The following is a 17,782-nucleotide window of genomic DNA, read 5'->3' as shown; positions in this document are numbered from 1 at the left end:
AGACCACCGGACGCGTACGGGAGGTGGGGGCCATCCCGCGGGGCATCAGTGCTGCCCGAGACGTTTGTGCAGCTCTTCTCGGAATTTCACGAACTCACTCTCTTTGCTAGTGAATCTCGTGATTCTACGTGCTGGGTCAACCGTGACAAACCAGTACCAATCACCCTGCGCCGGGCTCAGCGCCGCACGTAGCGCCGCCTCGCCCGGGTTGCAGATCGGCCCCGGAGGCAGCCCTGGATGCATGTAGGTGTTGTACGGGGTGTCACGCTTGATCTCGGCATGTGAGGCCACGATGCCGTGCTTGCCCAGGCCGTACATCACGGTGCTGTCCATCTCCAGCTTGGCTCGGGAGGCCAGCCGATTGTAGATGACTCTCGCGATCTTCGGATAGTCGGCCACATGACCGCCCTCGGCCTGCACGATGCTGGCGATCACCACCACGTCGCGCGGCGTGAGACGCTGCCGCGCCGCCCCCGCCTCCAGGTCGAGGTGGGTCGCGGCGCGCTTGAACCTGCGCACCGAGGCCCTCAGCAGGTCCTGCGGCCGGGTCGTCGGCTCGATCTCGTAGGTGGCGGGGAACAGGAAGCCCTCGGCCGCCCCGTTGGCGTACGGCGGGAGGCCGAGCCGGGCGGGCGCGGCCACGATCGTGGCGAGTTCGGCGACGGGCAGGCCCGACCCCTTGGCGAGGCGGGCGACGGTCTCGTTCGCGCGCAGCCCCTCGGGGACGGTCACGCGCCTGTGGATCCTCGCCTTCGGCGACAGCAGCGTGTCCAGGGCCAGGGCGGACGCCATGCGCTTGCGCATCCGGTAACGGCCCGGCCTGAGGTTGTTCGTCGCGCCGCGCCGCTCGACCGCGCCCACGAACGCCCTGGCGCTCGCGACGACCTCCGCGCGGACCAGCGTCTCGGCGATCTCGCCGGCGCTCGCGCCGGGGGCGATCTCCACGACGACGGGGTCGGTCCCGGGGCCGTCGAAGTCGTCCGGGGAGATCAGCGGCCTGAACAGGGCGAACGCGCCGGCCAGTCCGGCGGCGACCAGCACCGCGCTGCCGCCCCCGACCAGGGCCAGCAGCGCCCGCCGCCCGCGACGCCGCCGCTCGTCCTCCCTCTCCGGCTCACGATCCTCGCTGAACCGGATGAGCCCCTCGGAGTCGGCGGTCTCCTCGGCGGCGGGCGGAAGCGTATCTCCCGGGCTCTCGGCGGCCGCCTCTTCGCCGGCGCCGGGGCCCGCGTCCGCAGCGCTGGAACGGTCCACGGGCGCGGCGGGGTCGTCGGGACCCTCGTGCGGGTCGCGCGGACGGGCGTCCTCGTGGGTGTCGGGGCCTTGCGGCTCGTCCGGGCTGTCCGGCCCCACCCGGCCCTGCCGCTCGCGGGCCTCCCGCTCCCCGCCGGAGGGCGTGGACGGACGGTCGTGGTGCTCGGGCTCGCCGGGCGGGCCGGGCGGGCGGGTCACTGGACCGGCCCGGCGCTCGATTCTCCTCCGGGACGCCGCCCCGGTGGCTCGACAGGTCTGCCCGGCGGCGCGCCGCTCGCACGCTCGGCGTCCAGGGCGGCCTGCAGCAGCACGACGGCTGCCGCCTGGTCGACGACGCCGCGCTGGTTCTTGGCCTTGACCCCGCTGGCGCGCAGCCCCTGCTGGGCGGTGACGGTGGTCAGCCGCTCGTCGTACAGGCGCACGGGTGTCGGGGCCAGCCGCGCTGCCAGGCGCACGGCGAACGCGCGCGCGGCCTCGGCGGCGTGGCTCTCGCGGCCGGACAGCGAGGTCGGCAGGCCGACGACGACCTCGATCGCCTCGTGCTCGGCGGCGAGGGCCGCGAGCCGGTCGAGATCGCCCCTGCCGCGCCGGACCGTCTCCACCGGCGTCGCGAGCAGCCCCGAGGGGTCGCTGCGAGCGACGCCCACGCGGACGGACCCGACGTCGATGCCGAGCCGGACCCCCCGCCTCACGACGCCCCGCCCGGCGGCGAACAGACCTGTGGACGCGCGGAGGCCCGGACGGTGGCGAGGACCCGGGCATGCGGGCCGGGCCGGGTGCGGGGACGGAGCCGGGTCAGGACAGGGTCTCCCGGATCGCGCGCTCGACGGCGTCGAGTGCCTCGCCGATCGCCTCCGGACGGGCTCCGCCGCCCTGCGCGACGTCATCTTTACCGCCACCGCCACCCCCAAGTGCCTTGGCGGCGACGCCGACCAGTCGCCCGGCCGCAAGGCCCCGGGTGCGTCCCGCATCATTCACAGCGGCGACCACGACCGGCCGGTCTGCGGGCACACCGGCGACCACGATCATCGCAGCGCGGTCACCGGGGAAACGCCCGCGCACTTCCAGAGCGAGTTTACGCAGGTCATCGGGCGAGGTTCCGTCAGGCGCGCGGTGCGTCACGACGGCGACCCCGTTGATGTCGCGGGCGGAGGCGGCGAGCTCGCCGGCGGCGGCGAGGACCTGGGCCGAGCGGACCTTCTCCAGCTCGCGCTCGGCGGTGCGCAGGCGGGTGACGATGCCCTCGATGCGCTCGGGCAGTTCTTCGCGGCGCGCCTTGAGCTGCTCGCTGAGCTGGGCCACCAGGACGCTCTCGCGGGCGAGGAAGCGGAACGCGTCGATGCCGACCAGGGCCTCGACCCGGCGCACGCCCGCGCCGATCGACGCCTCGCCGAGCACCTTGATCAGGCCGAGCTGGCCGGAGCTGGCGACGTGGGTGCCGCCGCACAGCTCGCGGGAGTACTCGCCGACCTCGACGATGCGGACCTCGTCGCCGTACTTCTCGCCGAACAGGGCCAGCGCGCCCATCGACCGGGCCTCGGTGAGCGAGGTGTGGTAGGCGTGGACCTTCAGGTCGTTGATGAGGACGGCGTTGACCTCGTCCTCGACGTCGCGCAGCACGCTGGGCGGGACGGCGCCGGCGGCGGTGAAGTCGAAGCGGAAGCGGCCGGGCGAGTTCTCGGAGCCGGCCTGGGCCGCGGTCTCGCCGAGGGCGTTGCGGAAGCCGCGGTGGACCAGGTGGGTCGCGGTGTGGCTGCGGGAGATCGCGCGGCGGCGCTCGATGTCGATCTCGGCGTGGGCGTGGTCTCCGGCCCGGATCTCGCCGTCGCGCACCTTGCCGCGGTGGACGACCAGGCCCGCGAACGGCGACTGCACGTCGACGACCTCGACCGAGGCGCCCGCGGTGCGGATGACACCCTGGTCGGCGAGCTGGCCGCCGCCCTCGGCGTAGAAGGGGGTGCGGTCGAGGACGACCTCGACGGTGGCACCCGCGCCCGCCGCCGGGACGGAGGCGCCGTCGACCAGGATGCCGACGACGGTGGCCTCGGCGGTGATGTGGTCGTAGCCGAGGAAGTCGACCCGGCCGGCCCGGTCGAGCATCTCGCCGAGCACCGAGACGTCGGCGTTGCCGGTCTTCTTGGCGGCGGAGTCGGCCTTGGCGCGGTCGCGCTGTTCCTGCATGAGCCGGCGGAAGCCCTCTTCGTCGACCTTCAGCCCCTGCTCGGCGGCCATCTCCAGCGTCAGGTCGATGGGGAAGCCGTAGGTGTCGTGTAGCTGGAAGGCCTGGGGGCCGGCGAGGATGGCGCCGCCCTTGCGCTTGGTCTCCTCGACGGCGGCGTCGAAGATCGCGGTGCCGGTGCGCAGAGTGCCGAGGAAGGAGCCCTCCTCGGCGTCGATCACCGTGTGGATGTTCGCGGCGTCGGTCTTGAGCTCGGGGTACTGCTGGCCCATCACCTCGATGGTGGTGGCGGTGAGCTCGTGCATGTAGCGTTCCTCGCCCGCGCCGAGCAGACGCAGGTTGCGGATCGCGCGGCGCAGCATGCGGCGCAGGACGTACCCGCGGCCCTCGTTGGAGGGCAGGACGCCGTCGCCCACGAGCATGACGCCGGCGCGCAGGTGGTCGGCGACGACGCGCAGCGAGACGTCGGCCCGGGCGTTGCGGCCGTAGCGGGACTTGGTGAGCTCGGCCGCCCGGTCGAGGATCTTGTAGGTGGTGTCGATCTCGTAGATGTTGTCGACGCCCTGCAGGATCGCCGCCATGCGCTCCAGGCCCATGCCGGTGTCGACGCTCTTGGCGGGCAGGTCGCCGAGGATCGGGAAGCCCTCCTTGCCGCCGCCCGCGCCGCGCTCGAACTGCATGAAGACGTTGTTCCACACCTCGAGGTAGCGGTTCTCGTCGGCGATGGGGCCGCCGTCGCGCCCGTACTCGGGGCCGCGGTCGTAGTAGATCTCCGAGCAGGGACCGCAGGGCCCGGGAACGCCCATGGACCAGAAGTTGTCGGCCATGCCCCGGCGCTGGATGCGCTCGGCGGGAACGCCGATCTCGTCGTGCCAGATCGACTGCGCCTCGTCGTCGTCGAGGTAGACCGTGACCCACAGGCGGTCGGCGGGGAAGCCGAACCCGCCCTCGGACTCGGGCTTGGTCAGCAGCTCCCACGCGTACGGGAGGGCCTGCTCCTTGAAGTAGTCACCGAAGGAGAAGTTGCCGAGCATCTGGAAGAAGCTGGCGTGGCGGGTGGTCCTGCCGACCTCGTCGATGTCGAGGGTGCGCATGACCTTCTGGGCGCTGGCCGCGCGGGGGTAGGGGGGCTTCTTCTGCCCGAGGAAGTAGGGCTTGAAGGGCACCATGCCCGCGTTGACCAGCAGCAGCGTGGGATCTTCCGCGACAAGGCTGGCCGAGGGCACGACGGTGTGACCGCGCTCCTCGAAGAAGCGCAGGAAGCGGCGGGCGATCTCTGCCGACTCCATCTCAGCGGCCGTCCTTTTCGTGTCTGGTTTCTCTTACGGTGTCGAGTTCGAAGCGCGCCCGCAGCTCGGCCTCACGGTCCGCGGCGAGACCCTGGACGTCCCGCGCGAACAGGCGCGCCTCGGCCAGCAGGCCCAGGGCGCCGTCGGCGGCGCGGCGCGCCACGTGGTCGGGCTTCAATGCTTGCAGCTTACGCATGGCCCAGATGCCGATGTACGCGCCGAGGGCCAGCCAGAACAGCCGCCTGATCATCGGCGCCGTCCTTCGAGCGAGGCGCGGGAGGAGCCGGCCCGGCGCGCGGCGACCGCGCGGCGCAGGCCGTGCGCCAGCGCCGAGATCTTGATGACCGGCCTGGCGAAGAGCGTGGAGGCGACGCCGGTGACCTTGACCATGTTGCCGCTGACCTGCTTCATGTCGCCCGCGATGGCCTCGACGGCGACGAGCTGGCGGTTGGTCTCGGCGACCGTGAGGCTGACCTCGTCGAGCAGCGGGACGACCCGGTCGTTCAGATCGGCCATCAGCTTGGTGGTCTGGGTGAGCAGCCGGGCCAGCCTGACCAGCACCACTGCCAGAAAGCAGACCAGTATCGCCCAGAACATGGCGACGATGAGGCCGGCGACCTCTCCCGCGGTAAGCATCTCGGTGCGTCCCCTCGTAGCGCCTTGCGGATGCGCGGCCCGGCTAGGCGATGGAATGGGGAGACCCTATCGCGCCCGGGGGCCCCGCCCGTGCCCAGCGCGCCCGCCTGTGGACGGCGGAGCGGACGACGGCTCCGCCTGTGGAAAACCTGACCCCGGGGTCACGAGGCGCCGCGCAGGAACTCTCTGATCTTGGTCCAGCGGTCGGCGAAGTGCTGCTCTCCGCCGTGCCGGGTGGGCTCGTAGTAGCGGCGCTCGCGGACCTCCTCCGGCGCGTACTCCTGCCGCACCAGGCCGTGCTCGAAGTCGTGGGGGTACTTGTAGCCCTTGCCGTGGCCGAGCTTGGCGGCCCCGGGATAGTGCGCGTCGCGCAGGTGGCCGGGCACCTGCCCGATCAGCCCGCGCCGGACGTCCTCGGACGCGGCGCCGATGGCCTTGACCACGGCGTTGGACTTGGGCGCCAGCGCGCAGTGGATCACCGCCTGGGCGAGGTTGATGCGCCCCTCGGGCAGGCCGATCATCTGCACCGCCTGTGCCGCCGCCACGGCGACCTGCAGGCAGGTGGGGTCGGCCATGCCGACGTCCTCGGAGGCGAAGATCACGACACGGCGGGCGATGAACCGCGGGTCCTCCCCCGCCTCGATCATGCGGGCGAGGTAGTGCAGCGCGGCGTCGGCGTCGGAGCCGCGCATGCTCTTGATGAACGCGCTGACGACGTCGTAGTGCTGGTCGCCCTGCCGGTCGTAGCGGACGGCGGCCTTGTCGACGGCCTTCTCGACGGTCTCGACGGTGATCTCGCCCTCGGGCACGAGCAGGGCCGCCGCCTCCAGGTAGGTGAGCGAGCGGCGCGCGTCTCCCCCGGCCAGGCGGACCAGATGCTCCATCGCCTCGGGAGCCAGGCGCACCCGGCCGGCGAGCCCGCGCGCGTCCGCCACGGCGCGTTCGAGGACGGCGCGGACGTCGGCCTCCGACAGCGACTCCAGCGTCAGCAGAAGGGAGCGCGAGAGCAGCGGGGAGATCACCGAGAAGAACGGGTTCTCGGTGGTGGCGCCGATGAACGTCACCCAGCGGTTCTCGACGGCGGGCAGCAGCGCGTCCTGCTGTGCCTTGTTGAAGCGGTGGACCTCGTCGACGAACAGGACGGTCTGGCGGCCGGTCATGCCGACCTCGGTCCTGGCCTGGTCGATGGCCGCGCGGACCTCCTTGACGCCGGCGGAGACGGCCGAGACCTCGACGAAACGGCGGGCGGTGACCCCGGCGACGACGTAGGCGAGCGTCGTCTTGCCGGTGCCGGGAGGGCCCCAGAGGAACAGGGACATGGGCGCCTCGCTCTCGACGAGCCTGCGCAGGGGCGTCCCCGACCCGAGGAGGTGGCGCTGGCCGATGACCTCGTCCAGCGTCTTCGGCCGCATGCGCACGGCCAGGGGCTCCTGGGCCTTGTGCGCCTCCTCGGCCGCCGCGTCGAACAAACTCTCCACGCGTTGACACTACCGCCGATAGAGCAGGTCCACGGTGTCGTGGTTCGCGCCCCACGTCAGGTCGAGGGTCCAGCAGCCGGGCTCGGGCATTTCGGTGATGCTGGGATAGATCTCCCCAGGCCCGGCGCCAGAGGGGAAGCTCAGCTCGACGACGGGACGCGTCTCGCCACGCGGGTGGGCCAGGACGCGCATACTGTACGACCCGCGCCCCTCCCGGACGTACCAGAGGATCTTGTTTGCGGGGTTCTGGGGTTCCCCGGCCCGCAGCGGCTCGGTGAACAGGTAGCCGAGCGCGTTGCCCTCACGGCCGAGCACGAACGGCGAGCCGGGCGCGTTGAGGGTGGCCCAGGCGGGCGGGGACCCCTGCCGGACCGGCGTGTCCCCGCATCCCTCCCGGGTCGCCGAGCCGGCGGGCGCGGCGGCCGGGGCGGAGGGGGACGTGCTCGCGGACGTGCTCGCGGACACGGAGCCCGGATGCGGGGAGGCGCCCGGAGAGGCCGGCGAGAGCGAGGAGGAGGCGCACGCGGCGGCGGCCGCCGCGCACACCAGAAGCGTCACCGCATATCTCATGCCCCTACTACCGCCCCGCGGGCGGCGAGGTTCCGGCGGTCAGCTGCCCCAGGCCGCCGTGGCGCCCGTGTGGCCGGCGCGCAGGACGTAGAAGCCCGCGACCAGGGCGAGCGGGACGGTGACGACCGCGAGAACGGTGGTCGTGGTCTTGCCGAACCTGGCGGCTGAGTACACCAGCAGCAACGAGACGACGCCGAGCCCGATGGAGCTCAGGAGCAGCGGCAGGGCGAAGCTCTCGTGTTCCTCGAGGCGCTGCGCGAGCGGCCCCTGGGGCGCCCCTCCGGAGAAGAGCCGCGCCTGGAACGCCTCGCCGCTCTCACGGGCGGCGAAGGCCGTCACGGGGGCGGCCACGGCCAGCACGACCACCACCCAGCCGAGTACGGGGCGCCAGCGCGGGACCACACCGTAGACCACGGAGCCGACCGCGAGCAGCGGGATGAAGATCACGGCGGTGTGGATGATCAGTGGGTGGGCCGGCAGGCCGAGAACCTCGTCGAACATGTCTGGGCTCCATGTGAGGTGACGTGTCGTCCCTTATACGCGCCGGGAGCTCCCTTGGTTCTCCGGGCGGCTCCCGGCCCACGCGGGAACCCTCGCCACGCGGGTCCAATCATGCCCCACGGGACGTCAAGATCTCGTAAGAAGTCGTCACGGCGACATTCCCCGGCGCAACCAACACTGGTCGAGGCCGTCGGTCAAGAATGATCTTCGAAGCCGTGCCAACTGCACTTTTTATCCGGCCCCAACGTAAAGGCCGGTACGATTCCCGAACACATCAAGTCATCTATCGGCAAATGGAAGGCATACCGTGACCGACGTGGATCGCCAGACCCAGCTGGCACGGGAGCACCGCGAGCGACAGGAAGAGCGGGCCAAGAACGGCACGTCGAAGCGGAACACGATCATCGGCGCCGTCGTGGGCGTCGTGGTCGTCGCGGGCGGCGTCGTCGCGGCCACCACGCTCATGGGGGGCGACGACAAGAAGCCCGGCGCGGCCCCCTCCGCGTCCTCCTCGGCGTCGGCGTCGTCCTCAGCCGACCCCTCCGCGTCCGTGTCGGCTCCGGCCGTGCTCCCGACCACGGCGCCGGCGGCCGTCACGTGCTCCTACCGCAAGGACGACACGGACGCGCCCGCCAAGAATGTCGGCACGCCGCCCTCGAAGCCCGACATGAAGGCCAAGACCATGACGATCGACACCAACCAGGGGACGATCGTCATCCAGCTGGCCACCGACGCGGCGCCGTGCACCGTGAACTCCTTCGAGTTCCTGGCGAAGAAGAACTTCTTCGACAACACCCGGTGCCACCGCCTGGCAACGCCCGAGACCGTCGGGCTCGGCATGCTGCAGTGCGGCGACCCGCTGGCCAAGGCCGACGGCAAGAGCAAGGACGACGGCGCCGGCGGCCCGGGCTACCTCTTCGGCGACGAGAACCTCGGCGGCCTGTCGCTCGGCCGGGGCACGGTCGCGATGGCGCAGGCCAGCGAGGACGCCAACTCCAACGGCAGTCAGTTCTGGATCAGCTTCTCGGACGAGAACACCCAGCTCAGCGACCAGGGCGCGGCCTTCACGCCGTTCGGCGTGGTCGTCAAGGGCATGGACGTCGTCGACAAGATCGCCAAGGGTGGCATCATCCCCTTCAACGGCGACGTCATGGCGGACGTGCGCGGCGAGGGCTCCAACGCCCCCAAGCTCCCGGTGATCATCAAGAACCTGACGGTCTCCCACTAGACCGCGACCGCCGGCGACGGGACGGGCGGGACAGAGCGAAACCAGAGCGAAAGGGGTGAGCCCCGGCGCGGCAGGCGCCGGGGCTCACCCCTTCTCGGCTCTCACGGCGTCGTGAGCGGCCCTCAGGCGCCCGGCGCCGGGGCACGCTTGGCGTCGACCCCGGCCTCCTTGCGCTGCTCGGCCGTGATCGGCGTGGGGGCGCCGGTCAGCGGGTCGAACCCGGAGGCCGTCTTGGGGAAGGCGATGACGTCGCGGATCGACTCGCCGCCCGCCAGCAGCATGCAGATGCGGTCCCAGCCGTAGGCGATGCCGCCGTGCGGCGGGGGGCCGTAGTTGAACGCCTCCAGCAGGAAGCCGAACTTGCTCTCGGCCTCCTGCTTGGAGATGCCGAGCACGTCGAAGACCCGCTGCTGCATCTCGGCGCGGTGGATACGGATCGACCCGCCGCCGATCTCCATGCCGTTGCACACCATGTCGTAGGCGTACGCCAGGGCCTCGCCCGGGTTGTCCTGGAAGTTGTCCGCCCACTCGGGCTTGGGGCCCGTGAAGGGGTGGTGCACGGCCGTCCAGCCGGTCTGCCGGCCGACCTCGTCGAGCACCGGCTCGAACATCGGGGCGTCGACCACCCACAGGAAGCTCCACAGCGACTCGTCGATGAGCCCACAGCGCCGCCCGATCTCCAGCCGCGCGGCGCCCAGCAGGTCACGGGAGGCCGCGGGGACCCCGGCGGCGAAGAACACCGCGTCGCCCGGCGAGGCGCCCGCGGCCTCGGCCAGGCCCGCGCGCTCGGCCTCGGTGAGGTTCTTGGCGACCGGGCCGCCGAGCTCGCCGTCCTCGCCCACCAGGACGTACGCCAGGCCCCTGGCGCCGCGCGACTTGGCCCAGTCCTGCCAGGCGTCGAGCTCCTTGCGGGTCTGGGAGGCGCCGCCGGGCATGACCACCGCGCCGACGTAGGGCGCCTGGAAGACCCGGAAGGGCGTCTCGGCGAAGTAGCCGGTCATCTCGACCAGCTCGCAGCCGAACCGCAGGTCCGGCTTGTCGGAGCCGAAGCGCGCCATGGCCTCGCGGTAGGTCAGCCGGGGAAGCGGCAGGGGAAGGTCGTAGCCGACCGTCTCCTTCCAGATGCGGCTGGTGAGTGCCTCGCCGAGGGCGATCACGTCGTCCTCGTCGACGAACGACATCTCGACGTCGATCTGGGTGAACTCCGGCTGGCGGTCGGCGCGCAGGTCCTCGTCGCGGAAGCAGCGCGCGAGCTGGTAGTAGCGCTCCAGGCCGCCCACCATGAGCAGCTGCTTGAAGAGCTGCGGCGACTGCGGCAGGGCGTACCAGGCGCCCGGCTGGAGGCGGACCGGCACCAGGAAGTCGCGGGCGCCCTCGGGGGTCGATCGGGTGAGGTCGGGCGTCTCGACGTACACGAAGTCGTGCTCGCGCATGACCTCGTGGGCGAGGTAGGTCGCCGTCGAGCGGACGCGGAGCGCGTGGGCGACCTGCTGGCGGCGGATGTCGAGGTAGCGGTACTTCAGCCGCGCTTCCTCCGAGACGCCGGCGCCGCCCTCGATCGGGAACGGCAGCGGCGCGGACTCGCTCAGCACCTCGACCTCCGAGGCGACGACCTCGATGTCGCCGGTCGGCAGGTCGGGGTTCTCGTTGCCCTCGGGACGGGTGCGCACCTCGCCGGTGATCCGGACGCAGTACTCCGAGCGCAGGTCGTGCGCGTGATCCTCCTCGCGGAACACCACCTGGGCGGTGCCCGAGGCGTCGCGCAGATCGATGAAGACCACGCCACCGTGGTCGCGGCGGCGTGCCACCCATCCGGCCAGCGTCACCTGCCGACCGGCGTGCTCCTTGCGCAGCGACCCGGCGGTGTGGGTGCGGATCATGGGGTCAGTCTCTCCTTAAGAGTGGTGACGATCTCAGCGAGTGGTACGGCGTCCTGTTCGCCGCTCGCCAGGTTCTTGACCTGGGCCGACCCGGCGGCGATGTCGCGCTCGCCGAGGATCACGGCGTAGGCGGCCCCCGAGCGGTCGGCGCCCTTCATGGCCCCCTTGAGGCCCTTGCCGTCGAAGGCCATGTCGGCGGGCACGCCCGCCGCGCGCAGCTCGTTCACGAGCCTGAACATGCGCCTGGCGGCCTCCTCGCCGAGGGGCACCCCGTACACCGCGACGCGGGCCGGGGCCTCCTGGGAGAGGTTCTCGGCCTCCACGGCGAGGATGATGCGGTCGACGCCGACGGCGAAGCCGATGCCGGGCAGCGGAGGGCCGCCGATGTCCTCGGACAGGCCGTCGTAGCGGCCGCCGCCGCCGATGCCGGACTGGGCGCCGAGCAGCGGGTGGTCGAACTCGTAGGTCGTGCGCGTGTAGTAGTCGAGGCCGCGCACCAGCCGCGGGGCGTCCTCCCAGGGCACGCCGAGGTCCTCCAGCAGCGCGCGGACGCGGTCGTGGTGGGCCTTGCAGGAGGCGCACAGGTGGTCGGTGATGAGGGGCGCGTTCTCGACCTGGGCCCTGACCTCGGGGCGCTTGTCGTCCAGCACCCGCAGCGGGTTGATCTCGATGCGCGCGCGGGTGGCCTCGTCCAGGTCCAGGCCGCGCAGGAAGTCCTGCAGGGCTGCGCGGTAGGCCGGGCGGCACTGCTTGCAGCCGAGCGTGTTCAGCAGCAGCCGCACCTGGGTCAGCCCGAGGGCCTGGTAGCCCGACCAGGCCACCGCGATGGTCTCGGCGTCCACGGCCGGGTCCTCGGTGCCGATGGCCTCGACGTTGAACTGCTGGAGCTGGCGGTAGCGGCCGGCCTGCGGGCGCTCGTAGCGGAAGGCCGGGCCGGTGGTCCACAGCTTGACGGGGAGCTGGCCGTGGTGCAGGCCGTGCTCCAGCGTCGAGCGCATCACGCCCGCGGTGAACTCCGGCCGCAGCGTGACCGACCGGCCGCCGCGGTCGGCGAAGGTGTACATCTCTTTGGTAACGACATCGGTCGACTCGCCGACACCGCGGGCGAACAGCTCGGTGTCCTCGAAGACCGGCACCTCGATGTAGGAGTAGCCGGCGTTCTGGGCCGCGGCGGCGAAGGCCGCGCGCACCGCGAGGAAGGTCGCCGAGCGCGGCGGGAAGTATTCTGGTACGCCCTTGGGCGCCTGAAAGCTCATTTACAGTCCCCTGGTTGGACCCGCGAACGGCGCAGCCTCGGCGAGGTACGGGTTGGCGGCGCGTTCGCGGCCGATCGTCGTCTGTGGTCCGTGACCGGGCAGCACCGCGGTGTCGTCCGGCAGCGTCAGGCACACACGGCCCAGGCTGCGCAGGATGGTCGGGTAGTCACCGCCCGGTAGATCGCTGCGGCCGATGGAGCCGGCGAACAGCAGGTCCCCCGAGAACATGACACGCTCCTCCGGAAACCTGAACGTCACCGACCCCCTGGTATGGCCCGGCGCGTGGTCGACGGTGATGGCCATGCCCGCGATCTCCAGGACCGAACCGTCGGCCAGTTCGCGAACGTCGTCGGGCTCGGTGAACTTCAGCCCGCCGAGCAGATCCTGCCCGGCCCCCAGAGGGAAGCCCTTGGCGGGATCGGCGAGGAGGTGGCGGTCCTCGGGGTGGATCCACGCCGGGACGTCGCGCGCCCCGCAGACCGGCGCGACCGACCACATGTGGTCGATGTGCCCGTGGGTCAGCAGCACCGCGACCGGCTTGAGCCGGTGCTCGCGCAGCAGGGCGTCCACCCCCGCCATGGCGTCCTGACCTGGGTCGACGATCACGCACTCGTCTCCCGGGGCGGGAGCGGCGACGTAGCAGTTCGTCTGGAAGGAGCCTGCGGCAAAGCCGTCGATGAGCACGGGAACGGACCTCGATGTGATCGATCTCGTCAAGGAAAGCGGATGGGAATGTAACCGAAGGGTACCGGTGCGGGTCGCCGGGCTGCGAACCATCGCCCGCGGGCCGATACGATTCGCCCACTCCATAAAGGTGGCGGTCGTCCAGTGAGGCGACCAAACGGATCAACTCGGACAGTCGGGAGGGCACAGCGGTGGCGACCGGCAAGGACCGTCAAAAGCAGCTGGCACGAGAGCATCACGAACGGCAGATGCAGCGGCGCGTCGAGCGGCAGCAGCGGCAGAAGCGCGTGGCGATCATCGGCACGACGCTAGGCGTGCTAGTCGTCGTCGGCGGCATCTTCGCGGCCGTCGCGCTGGTCGGTGGCGGCGACTCCAAGACCGAGGCCGCGACGGCCACACCGTCGTCGGCGGCGTCCGCGTCCGCCTCGGCGCCCCCGGCTCCGAAGCCCTACGACGCGGCTACCGGCACGTGCGACTACGTCGCCGACACCACCGGGGGCCCGGCCAAGAACGTCGGCATGCCGCCGGCGAAGGCCGACACCAAGGTGAAGACGATGACGCTGCAGACCAACCACGGCGACATCGTCATCGACCTGGCCACCGACAAGGCGCCGTGCACGGCGAACTCGTTCGCGTTCCTGGCGAAGCAGAAGTACTTCGACGGGTCCAAGTGCCACCGCATGGGCGAGGCGACCTTCCCGATGATCCAGTGTGGTGACCCGCTGGCCAAGGCCGACGGAAAGAACCCCACCGACGGCCAGGGCGGGCCGGGCTACCGGTTCGCCGACGAGAACCTGACGGGCGCCCAGTACAAGCGCGGCGTGGTGGCGATGGCCAACAGCGGTCGCGGGACCAACGGCAGCCAGTTCTTCATCATCTTCGGGGACCTCCAGCTTCCCCCGGACTACACGCCGTTCGGTACCGTCACAAAGGGGCTCAAAATCCTGGACGATGTGAGTAAGAAGGGCGTCCTGACCGGGGGGACGGGCGACGGCACGGGTGCTCCCAAGGACCCGGTCGAAATCAAACACGTGACAATCTCTGGCAAGAGCTGACGTAATACACCAAGGACGCTTAGCCTCCTGGAGGCTGATTCGAGTGCGGGAGGACACGGTGAGCACCGACCCGTGGGGCCGGGTAGACGACGACGGCACCGTCTACGTTCGTACGGCTGAGGGAGAACGGGCCGTCGGGTCCTGGCAGGCCGGTGAGGCGGAAGAGGCCTTGGCCTACTTCCATCGGAAGTACGACGAACTGGCCACCCAGGTTGAACTGCTGGAGCAGCGGGTGCGGGGCACCGACCTGCCGCCCGCGCAGGCCGAGGCGACGATCGTCAAGCTGCGCGAGTCGATCTCCGGGGCCCACGCCGTCGGCGACCTGGCGGCCCTGGAGGCCCGTCTCGCGGCGCTCACCGACCTGGTCGGCAAGCGCCGCGAGGAGGTCAAGGCCGCCAGGGACCAGGCGCGCGCGCAGTCCCGGGAGGTCAAGGAGCGTATCGTCGCCGAGGCCGAGCGCATCGCCGAGGACACCACTCACTGGAAGTCGGGGGGCGAGCGGCTGCGCCAGCTCGTCGAGGAGTGGAAGACGGCCGAGCGCATCGACCGGGTCACCGAGGCGGCGCTGTGGAAGCGGCTCTCGGCGGCCAGGACGGCCTTCGCCAAACGGCGCAAGTCCTACTTCGCCGGGCTGGACGAGCAGCGCGAGTCGGTGCGCAGCACCAAGGAGCGCATCGTCTCCGAGGCCGAGGAACTGGCGACCTCGACCGACTGGGGCGATACGGCCTCGGCCTACCGGGACCTGATGCGCCGCTGGAAGGCCGCCGGACGCGCCTCGCGGGAGGCGGAGGACGACCTGTGGACGCGGTTCAAGGCGGCCCAGGACCAGTTCTTCCAGGCCCGTTCGGCGGTGTTCGCCGAGCGGGATGCCTCCCTGCGGGAGAACGCCGAGGCCAAGGAGCAGATCCTGGCCGAGGCCGAGCGCATCCTGCCGGTGACCGACGCCCGCGCCGCCCGGGGCGCCCTGCGGGGCGTGCTGGAGCGGTGGGAGGCCGTCGGCCCGGTGCCACGCGAGTCCCGGGACAAGCTGGAGGGCGGGCTGCGCCGCATCGACGAGGCCGTCCGCAAGGCGGAGGAGGCCGAGTGGAAGCGGTCCAACCCCGAGGCCAGGGCCCGCGCGCAGAACACGGTCGACCAGCTCCGTCGCTCGATCGAGCAGCTTGAGAGCCGGCTGGGCAAGGCCAGGACCGCGGGCAAGGACAAGGACGTCAAGGAGGCGGAGGAGGCCATCGCCGCCCGCCGCTCGTGGCTGGAGGAGGCCGAGCGCACGCTCGCCGAGTTCTCCTGAGCCGCCCCCTGTGACCGTCCGCCGAGCATGAGCGGGCGTCCCGGCCGACCTGACCGGCCGGGGCGCGTGCACATCCGACCTCTGTACGCGGGCGTTCAAGGCTCGACGGTGAGGTGCGGCGCGCGGTCCGGCACGCCTCACCGGGTACGCGATCACACCGTCATGGCGGACGCGCCGGCCTCGGGCCTCAGTTGGTGACGCGGTAGACGTCGTAGACGCCCTGGACGTTGCGGACCGCCTTCAGCACGTGGCCCAGGTGCTTGGGGTCGCCCATCTCGAAGGTGAACTTGCTGACGGCCGTGCGGTCGCGCGAGGTCGTCACCGACGCCGACAGGATGTTGACATGCTGGTCGGACAACGTGCGCGTGACGTCCGACAGCAGGCGGGGCCGGTCCAGCGCCTCGACCTGGATGGCCACCAGAAACACCGAGTCGTCCCCGGGCGACCAGCTCACCTCGACCAGGCGGTCGGGCTCGGCCCGCAACTGCTCGACGTTCGGGCAGTTGGTGCGGTGGACCGAGACGCCGTGGCCGCGGGTCACGAACCCGACGATGTCGTCGCCGGGCACCGGGGTGCAGCAGCGCGACAGGCGCACCCACACGTCGGAGTCGCCCGCCACGATGACGCCCGCGTTGGTGCCGCTGCGGGGCGGCCGGCCGCGCAGCTTGGTGGGGACGGCGGCCTCGGCGATGTCCTCCTCGGCGCCCTCCACACCACCGAGGGCCTGCACGAGCTTCTGGACGACCGCCTGCGCGGCCGTGTGGCCCTCTCCGACGGCCGCGTACAGCGCCGAGACATCTGAGTACCGAAGGTCCCTCGCGAGCGCCAGGAGGCTTTCTCCGGACATCAGGCGCTGCAGCGGCAGGCCCTGCTTGCGCATGGCCCTGCCGATCGCCTCCTTGCCCGCCTCGATCGCGGTCTCGCGGCGCTCCTTGGAGAACCACTGGCGGATCTTGTTGCGCGCCCGGCCGCTCTTGACGAACTTCAGCCAGTCGCGGGACGGCCCGGCGTCGGGCGACTTGGAGGTGAAGATCTCGACGGTGTCGCCGTTGCTGAGCCGTGACTCCAGCGGCACCAGGCGGCCGTTCACCCGCGCCCCGATGCAGCGGTGACCGACCTCGGTGTGGACGGCGTAGGCGAAGTCGACCGGGGTGGCGCCCTCGGGCAGCGCGATCACCTGGCCGCGCGGGGTGAAGACGAAGACCTCCGACACCGACAGGTCGAACCGCAGCGACTCCAGGAACTCCCCCGGGTCGGCGGTCTCCTTCTGCCAGTCGAGGAGCTGGCGCAGCCAGGCCATGTCGCCCGCGGCCTTCACCCGGGCACCGGCCGGGCCCGCGGCGCCCATCTCCTCCTTGTACTTCCAGTGGGCCGCGACGCCGTACTCGGCGCGGTGGTGCATCGCGCGGGTGCGGATCTGCAGCTCCACGGGCTTGCCCTCGGGCCCGATGACCGTCGTGTGCAACGACTGGTACATGTTGAACTTGGGCATCGCGATGTAGTCCTTGAACCGGCCGGGCACCGGGTTCCACCGAGCGTGGATCGTTCCTAGCGCGGCGTAACAATCGCGGACCGTGTCGACGAGGACGCGGATGCCCACCAGGTCGTAGATGTCGTCGAACGCGACCTCGCGGGCGATCATCTTCTGGTAGATCGAGTAGTAGTGCTTGGGCCGGCCCTTGACCGTCGCCCTGATCTTGGCCTCGCGCAGGTCGCCCGAGACGTTCTCGATGACCTCCTGGAGGAACACGTCGCGGCGCGGGGCCCGCTCGGAGACCATGCGGGCGATCTCGTCGTAGCGCTTGGGATAGAGCATCCCGAACGCGAGGTCCTCCAGCTCCCACTTGATCGTGTTCATGCCGAGGCGGTGGGCCAGCGGCGCGAAGATCTCCAGCGTCTCGCGGGCCTTCTGCTCCTGCTTGTGCCTCGGCAGGTAACGCAGGGTGCGCATGTTGTGCAGGCGGTCGGCGAGCTTGATCACCAGCACCCGGATGTCGCGGGACATCGCCACGACCATCTTGCGGACGGTCTCGGCCTGCGCGGCGTCGCCGAACTTCACCTTGTCCAGCTTGGTCACGCCGTCGACCAGCAGCGCGATGTTCTCGCCGAAGTCGGCCCTCAGCTCCTCCAGGCCGTAGGCGGTGTCCTCGACGGTGTCGTGGAGCAGGGCCGCGCACAGCGTCTCGTCGTCGGTGCCGAGCTCGGCGAGGATGGTGGCGACGGCCAGCGGGTGGGTGATGTACGGATCGCCGCTTTTGCGCTTCTGGTCGCGGTGGTGGTAGGCGGCCACGTCGTAGGCGCGCTCGATGAGGCGGAGCTCGGCCTTGGGATGGGTGGCCCGGACCGTCTTGAACAGCGGTTCCAGAACCGGATTCATCGCTCCACCCCATTGCCCCCCGAACCGGGACAGCCTGCGCCTTACGACAGGTGCCGCCGGCTTGTCGTCCGTGCCCGCGGGCGTGGCTGGACCCGTTTCGTCCACGG

General features: G+C 71.3%; 15 protein-coding genes. 3 read left to right on the top strand and 12 right to left on the bottom strand.

The features are described from left to right. Positions 1–45: 45 nt before the first annotated feature. The 8 genes from mltG to AB0H21_RS28715 form a co-directional block, all read right to left on the bottom strand. Complete coding sequence (gene mltG / locus AB0H21_RS28750) at positions 46–1,452, bottom strand: endolytic transglycosylase MltG (protein ID WP_358522532.1); 1,407 nt, start codon at positions 1,450–1,452, stop codon at positions 46–48. Next, a complete protein-coding gene (gene ruvX, locus AB0H21_RS28745) occupies positions 1,449–1,946 on the bottom strand; it encodes a Holliday junction resolvase RuvX (RefSeq protein WP_358522531.1) in 498 nt (165 codons plus the stop codon). The genes mltG and ruvX overlap by 4 nt, the downstream gene beginning before the upstream one ends. Before the next feature lie 103 nt (positions 1,947–2,049). Beyond that, positions 2,050–4,722, bottom strand: coding sequence for an alanine--tRNA ligase (alaS, locus tag AB0H21_RS28740; protein WP_358522529.1), 2,673 nt, complete (start codon positions 4,720–4,722; stop codon positions 2,050–2,052). A gap of 1 nt (position 4,723) precedes the next feature. After that, a complete protein-coding gene (locus AB0H21_RS28735) occupies positions 4,724–4,972 on the bottom strand; it encodes a hypothetical protein (RefSeq protein ID WP_358522528.1) in 249 nt (82 codons plus the stop codon). Continuing rightward, a complete protein-coding gene (locus tag AB0H21_RS28730; protein WP_358522527.1) occupies positions 4,969–5,358 on the bottom strand; it encodes a DUF948 domain-containing protein in 390 nt (129 codons plus the stop codon). Before AB0H21_RS28730 ends, AB0H21_RS28735 begins: the two co-directional genes overlap by 4 nt. 161 nt (positions 5,359–5,519) lie before the next feature. Beyond that, a complete protein-coding gene (locus AB0H21_RS28725) occupies positions 5,520–6,836 on the bottom strand; it encodes a replication-associated recombination protein A (RefSeq protein WP_358522525.1) in 1,317 nt (438 codons plus the stop codon). Between the two features lie 9 nt (positions 6,837–6,845). After that, positions 6,846–7,394 (bottom strand): hypothetical protein, encoded by a 549-nt coding sequence (locus tag AB0H21_RS28720; RefSeq protein ID WP_358522523.1) that lies wholly within the window; start codon positions 7,392–7,394, stop codon positions 6,846–6,848. Positions 7,395–7,445: 51 nt separating this feature from the next. Beyond that, positions 7,446–7,907: a DUF2231 domain-containing protein gene (locus AB0H21_RS28715; RefSeq protein ID WP_358522520.1), complete on the bottom strand. Its 462-nt coding sequence runs from the start codon at positions 7,905–7,907 to the stop codon at positions 7,446–7,448. Positions 7,908–8,214: 307 nt separating this feature from the next. On the opposite strand from AB0H21_RS28715, the gene AB0H21_RS28710 reads away from it, so the two are divergent. Next, positions 8,215–9,135: a peptidylprolyl isomerase gene (locus AB0H21_RS28710; protein WP_358522518.1), complete on the top strand. Its 921-nt coding sequence runs from the start codon at positions 8,215–8,217 to the stop codon at positions 9,133–9,135. A gap of 122 nt (positions 9,136–9,257) precedes the next feature. Here AB0H21_RS28710 and aspS read toward each other — a convergent pair whose 3' ends face one another. The 3 genes from aspS to AB0H21_RS28695 are packed head-to-tail and all read right to left on the bottom strand — an operon-like array spanning position 9,258 to position 12,955. Beyond that, positions 9,258–11,015, bottom strand: coding sequence for an aspartate--tRNA ligase (gene aspS, locus AB0H21_RS28705; RefSeq protein ID WP_358522516.1), 1,758 nt, complete (start codon positions 11,013–11,015; stop codon positions 9,258–9,260). Then, the gene (gene hisS, locus AB0H21_RS28700; protein WP_358522513.1) at positions 11,012–12,271 is read right to left on the bottom strand and encodes a histidine--tRNA ligase; all 1,260 of its coding nucleotides are present in this window, start codon (positions 12,269–12,271) and stop codon (positions 11,012–11,014) included. Before hisS ends, aspS begins: the two co-directional genes overlap by 4 nt. Next, the gene (locus tag AB0H21_RS28695) at positions 12,272–12,955 is read right to left on the bottom strand and encodes an MBL fold metallo-hydrolase (protein ID WP_358522510.1); all 684 of its coding nucleotides are present in this window, start codon (positions 12,953–12,955) and stop codon (positions 12,272–12,274) included. Between the two features lie 191 nt (positions 12,956–13,146). Between AB0H21_RS28695 and AB0H21_RS28690 the strand changes: the two genes are divergently transcribed. Then, the gene (locus AB0H21_RS28690; RefSeq protein ID WP_358522507.1) at positions 13,147–14,010 is read left to right on the top strand and encodes a peptidylprolyl isomerase; all 864 of its coding nucleotides are present in this window, start codon (positions 13,147–13,149) and stop codon (positions 14,008–14,010) included. A 58-nt stretch (positions 14,011–14,068) separates the two neighbouring features. Beyond that, on the top strand, positions 14,069–15,298 hold the full coding sequence (locus AB0H21_RS28685) for a DUF349 domain-containing protein (RefSeq protein ID WP_358522504.1): 1,230 nt from the start codon (positions 14,069–14,071) through the stop codon (positions 15,296–15,298). 187 nt (positions 15,299–15,485) lie between these two features. Here AB0H21_RS28685 and AB0H21_RS28680 read toward each other — a convergent pair whose 3' ends face one another. After that, positions 15,486–17,675, bottom strand: coding sequence for a bifunctional (p)ppGpp synthetase/guanosine-3',5'-bis(diphosphate) 3'-pyrophosphohydrolase (locus tag AB0H21_RS28680; protein ID WP_358522502.1), 2,190 nt, complete (start codon positions 17,673–17,675; stop codon positions 15,486–15,488). Positions 17,676–17,782: the final 107 nt, after the last annotated feature.

Origin of the sequence: Sphaerisporangium sp. NPDC051011 (genome assembly GCF_040653595.1) — a bacterium.
Taxonomy (GTDB): Bacteria; Actinomycetota; Actinomycetes; order Streptosporangiales; family Streptosporangiaceae; genus Sphaerisporangium.
This window is presented reverse-complemented; position numbering and strand designations above follow the sequence as displayed.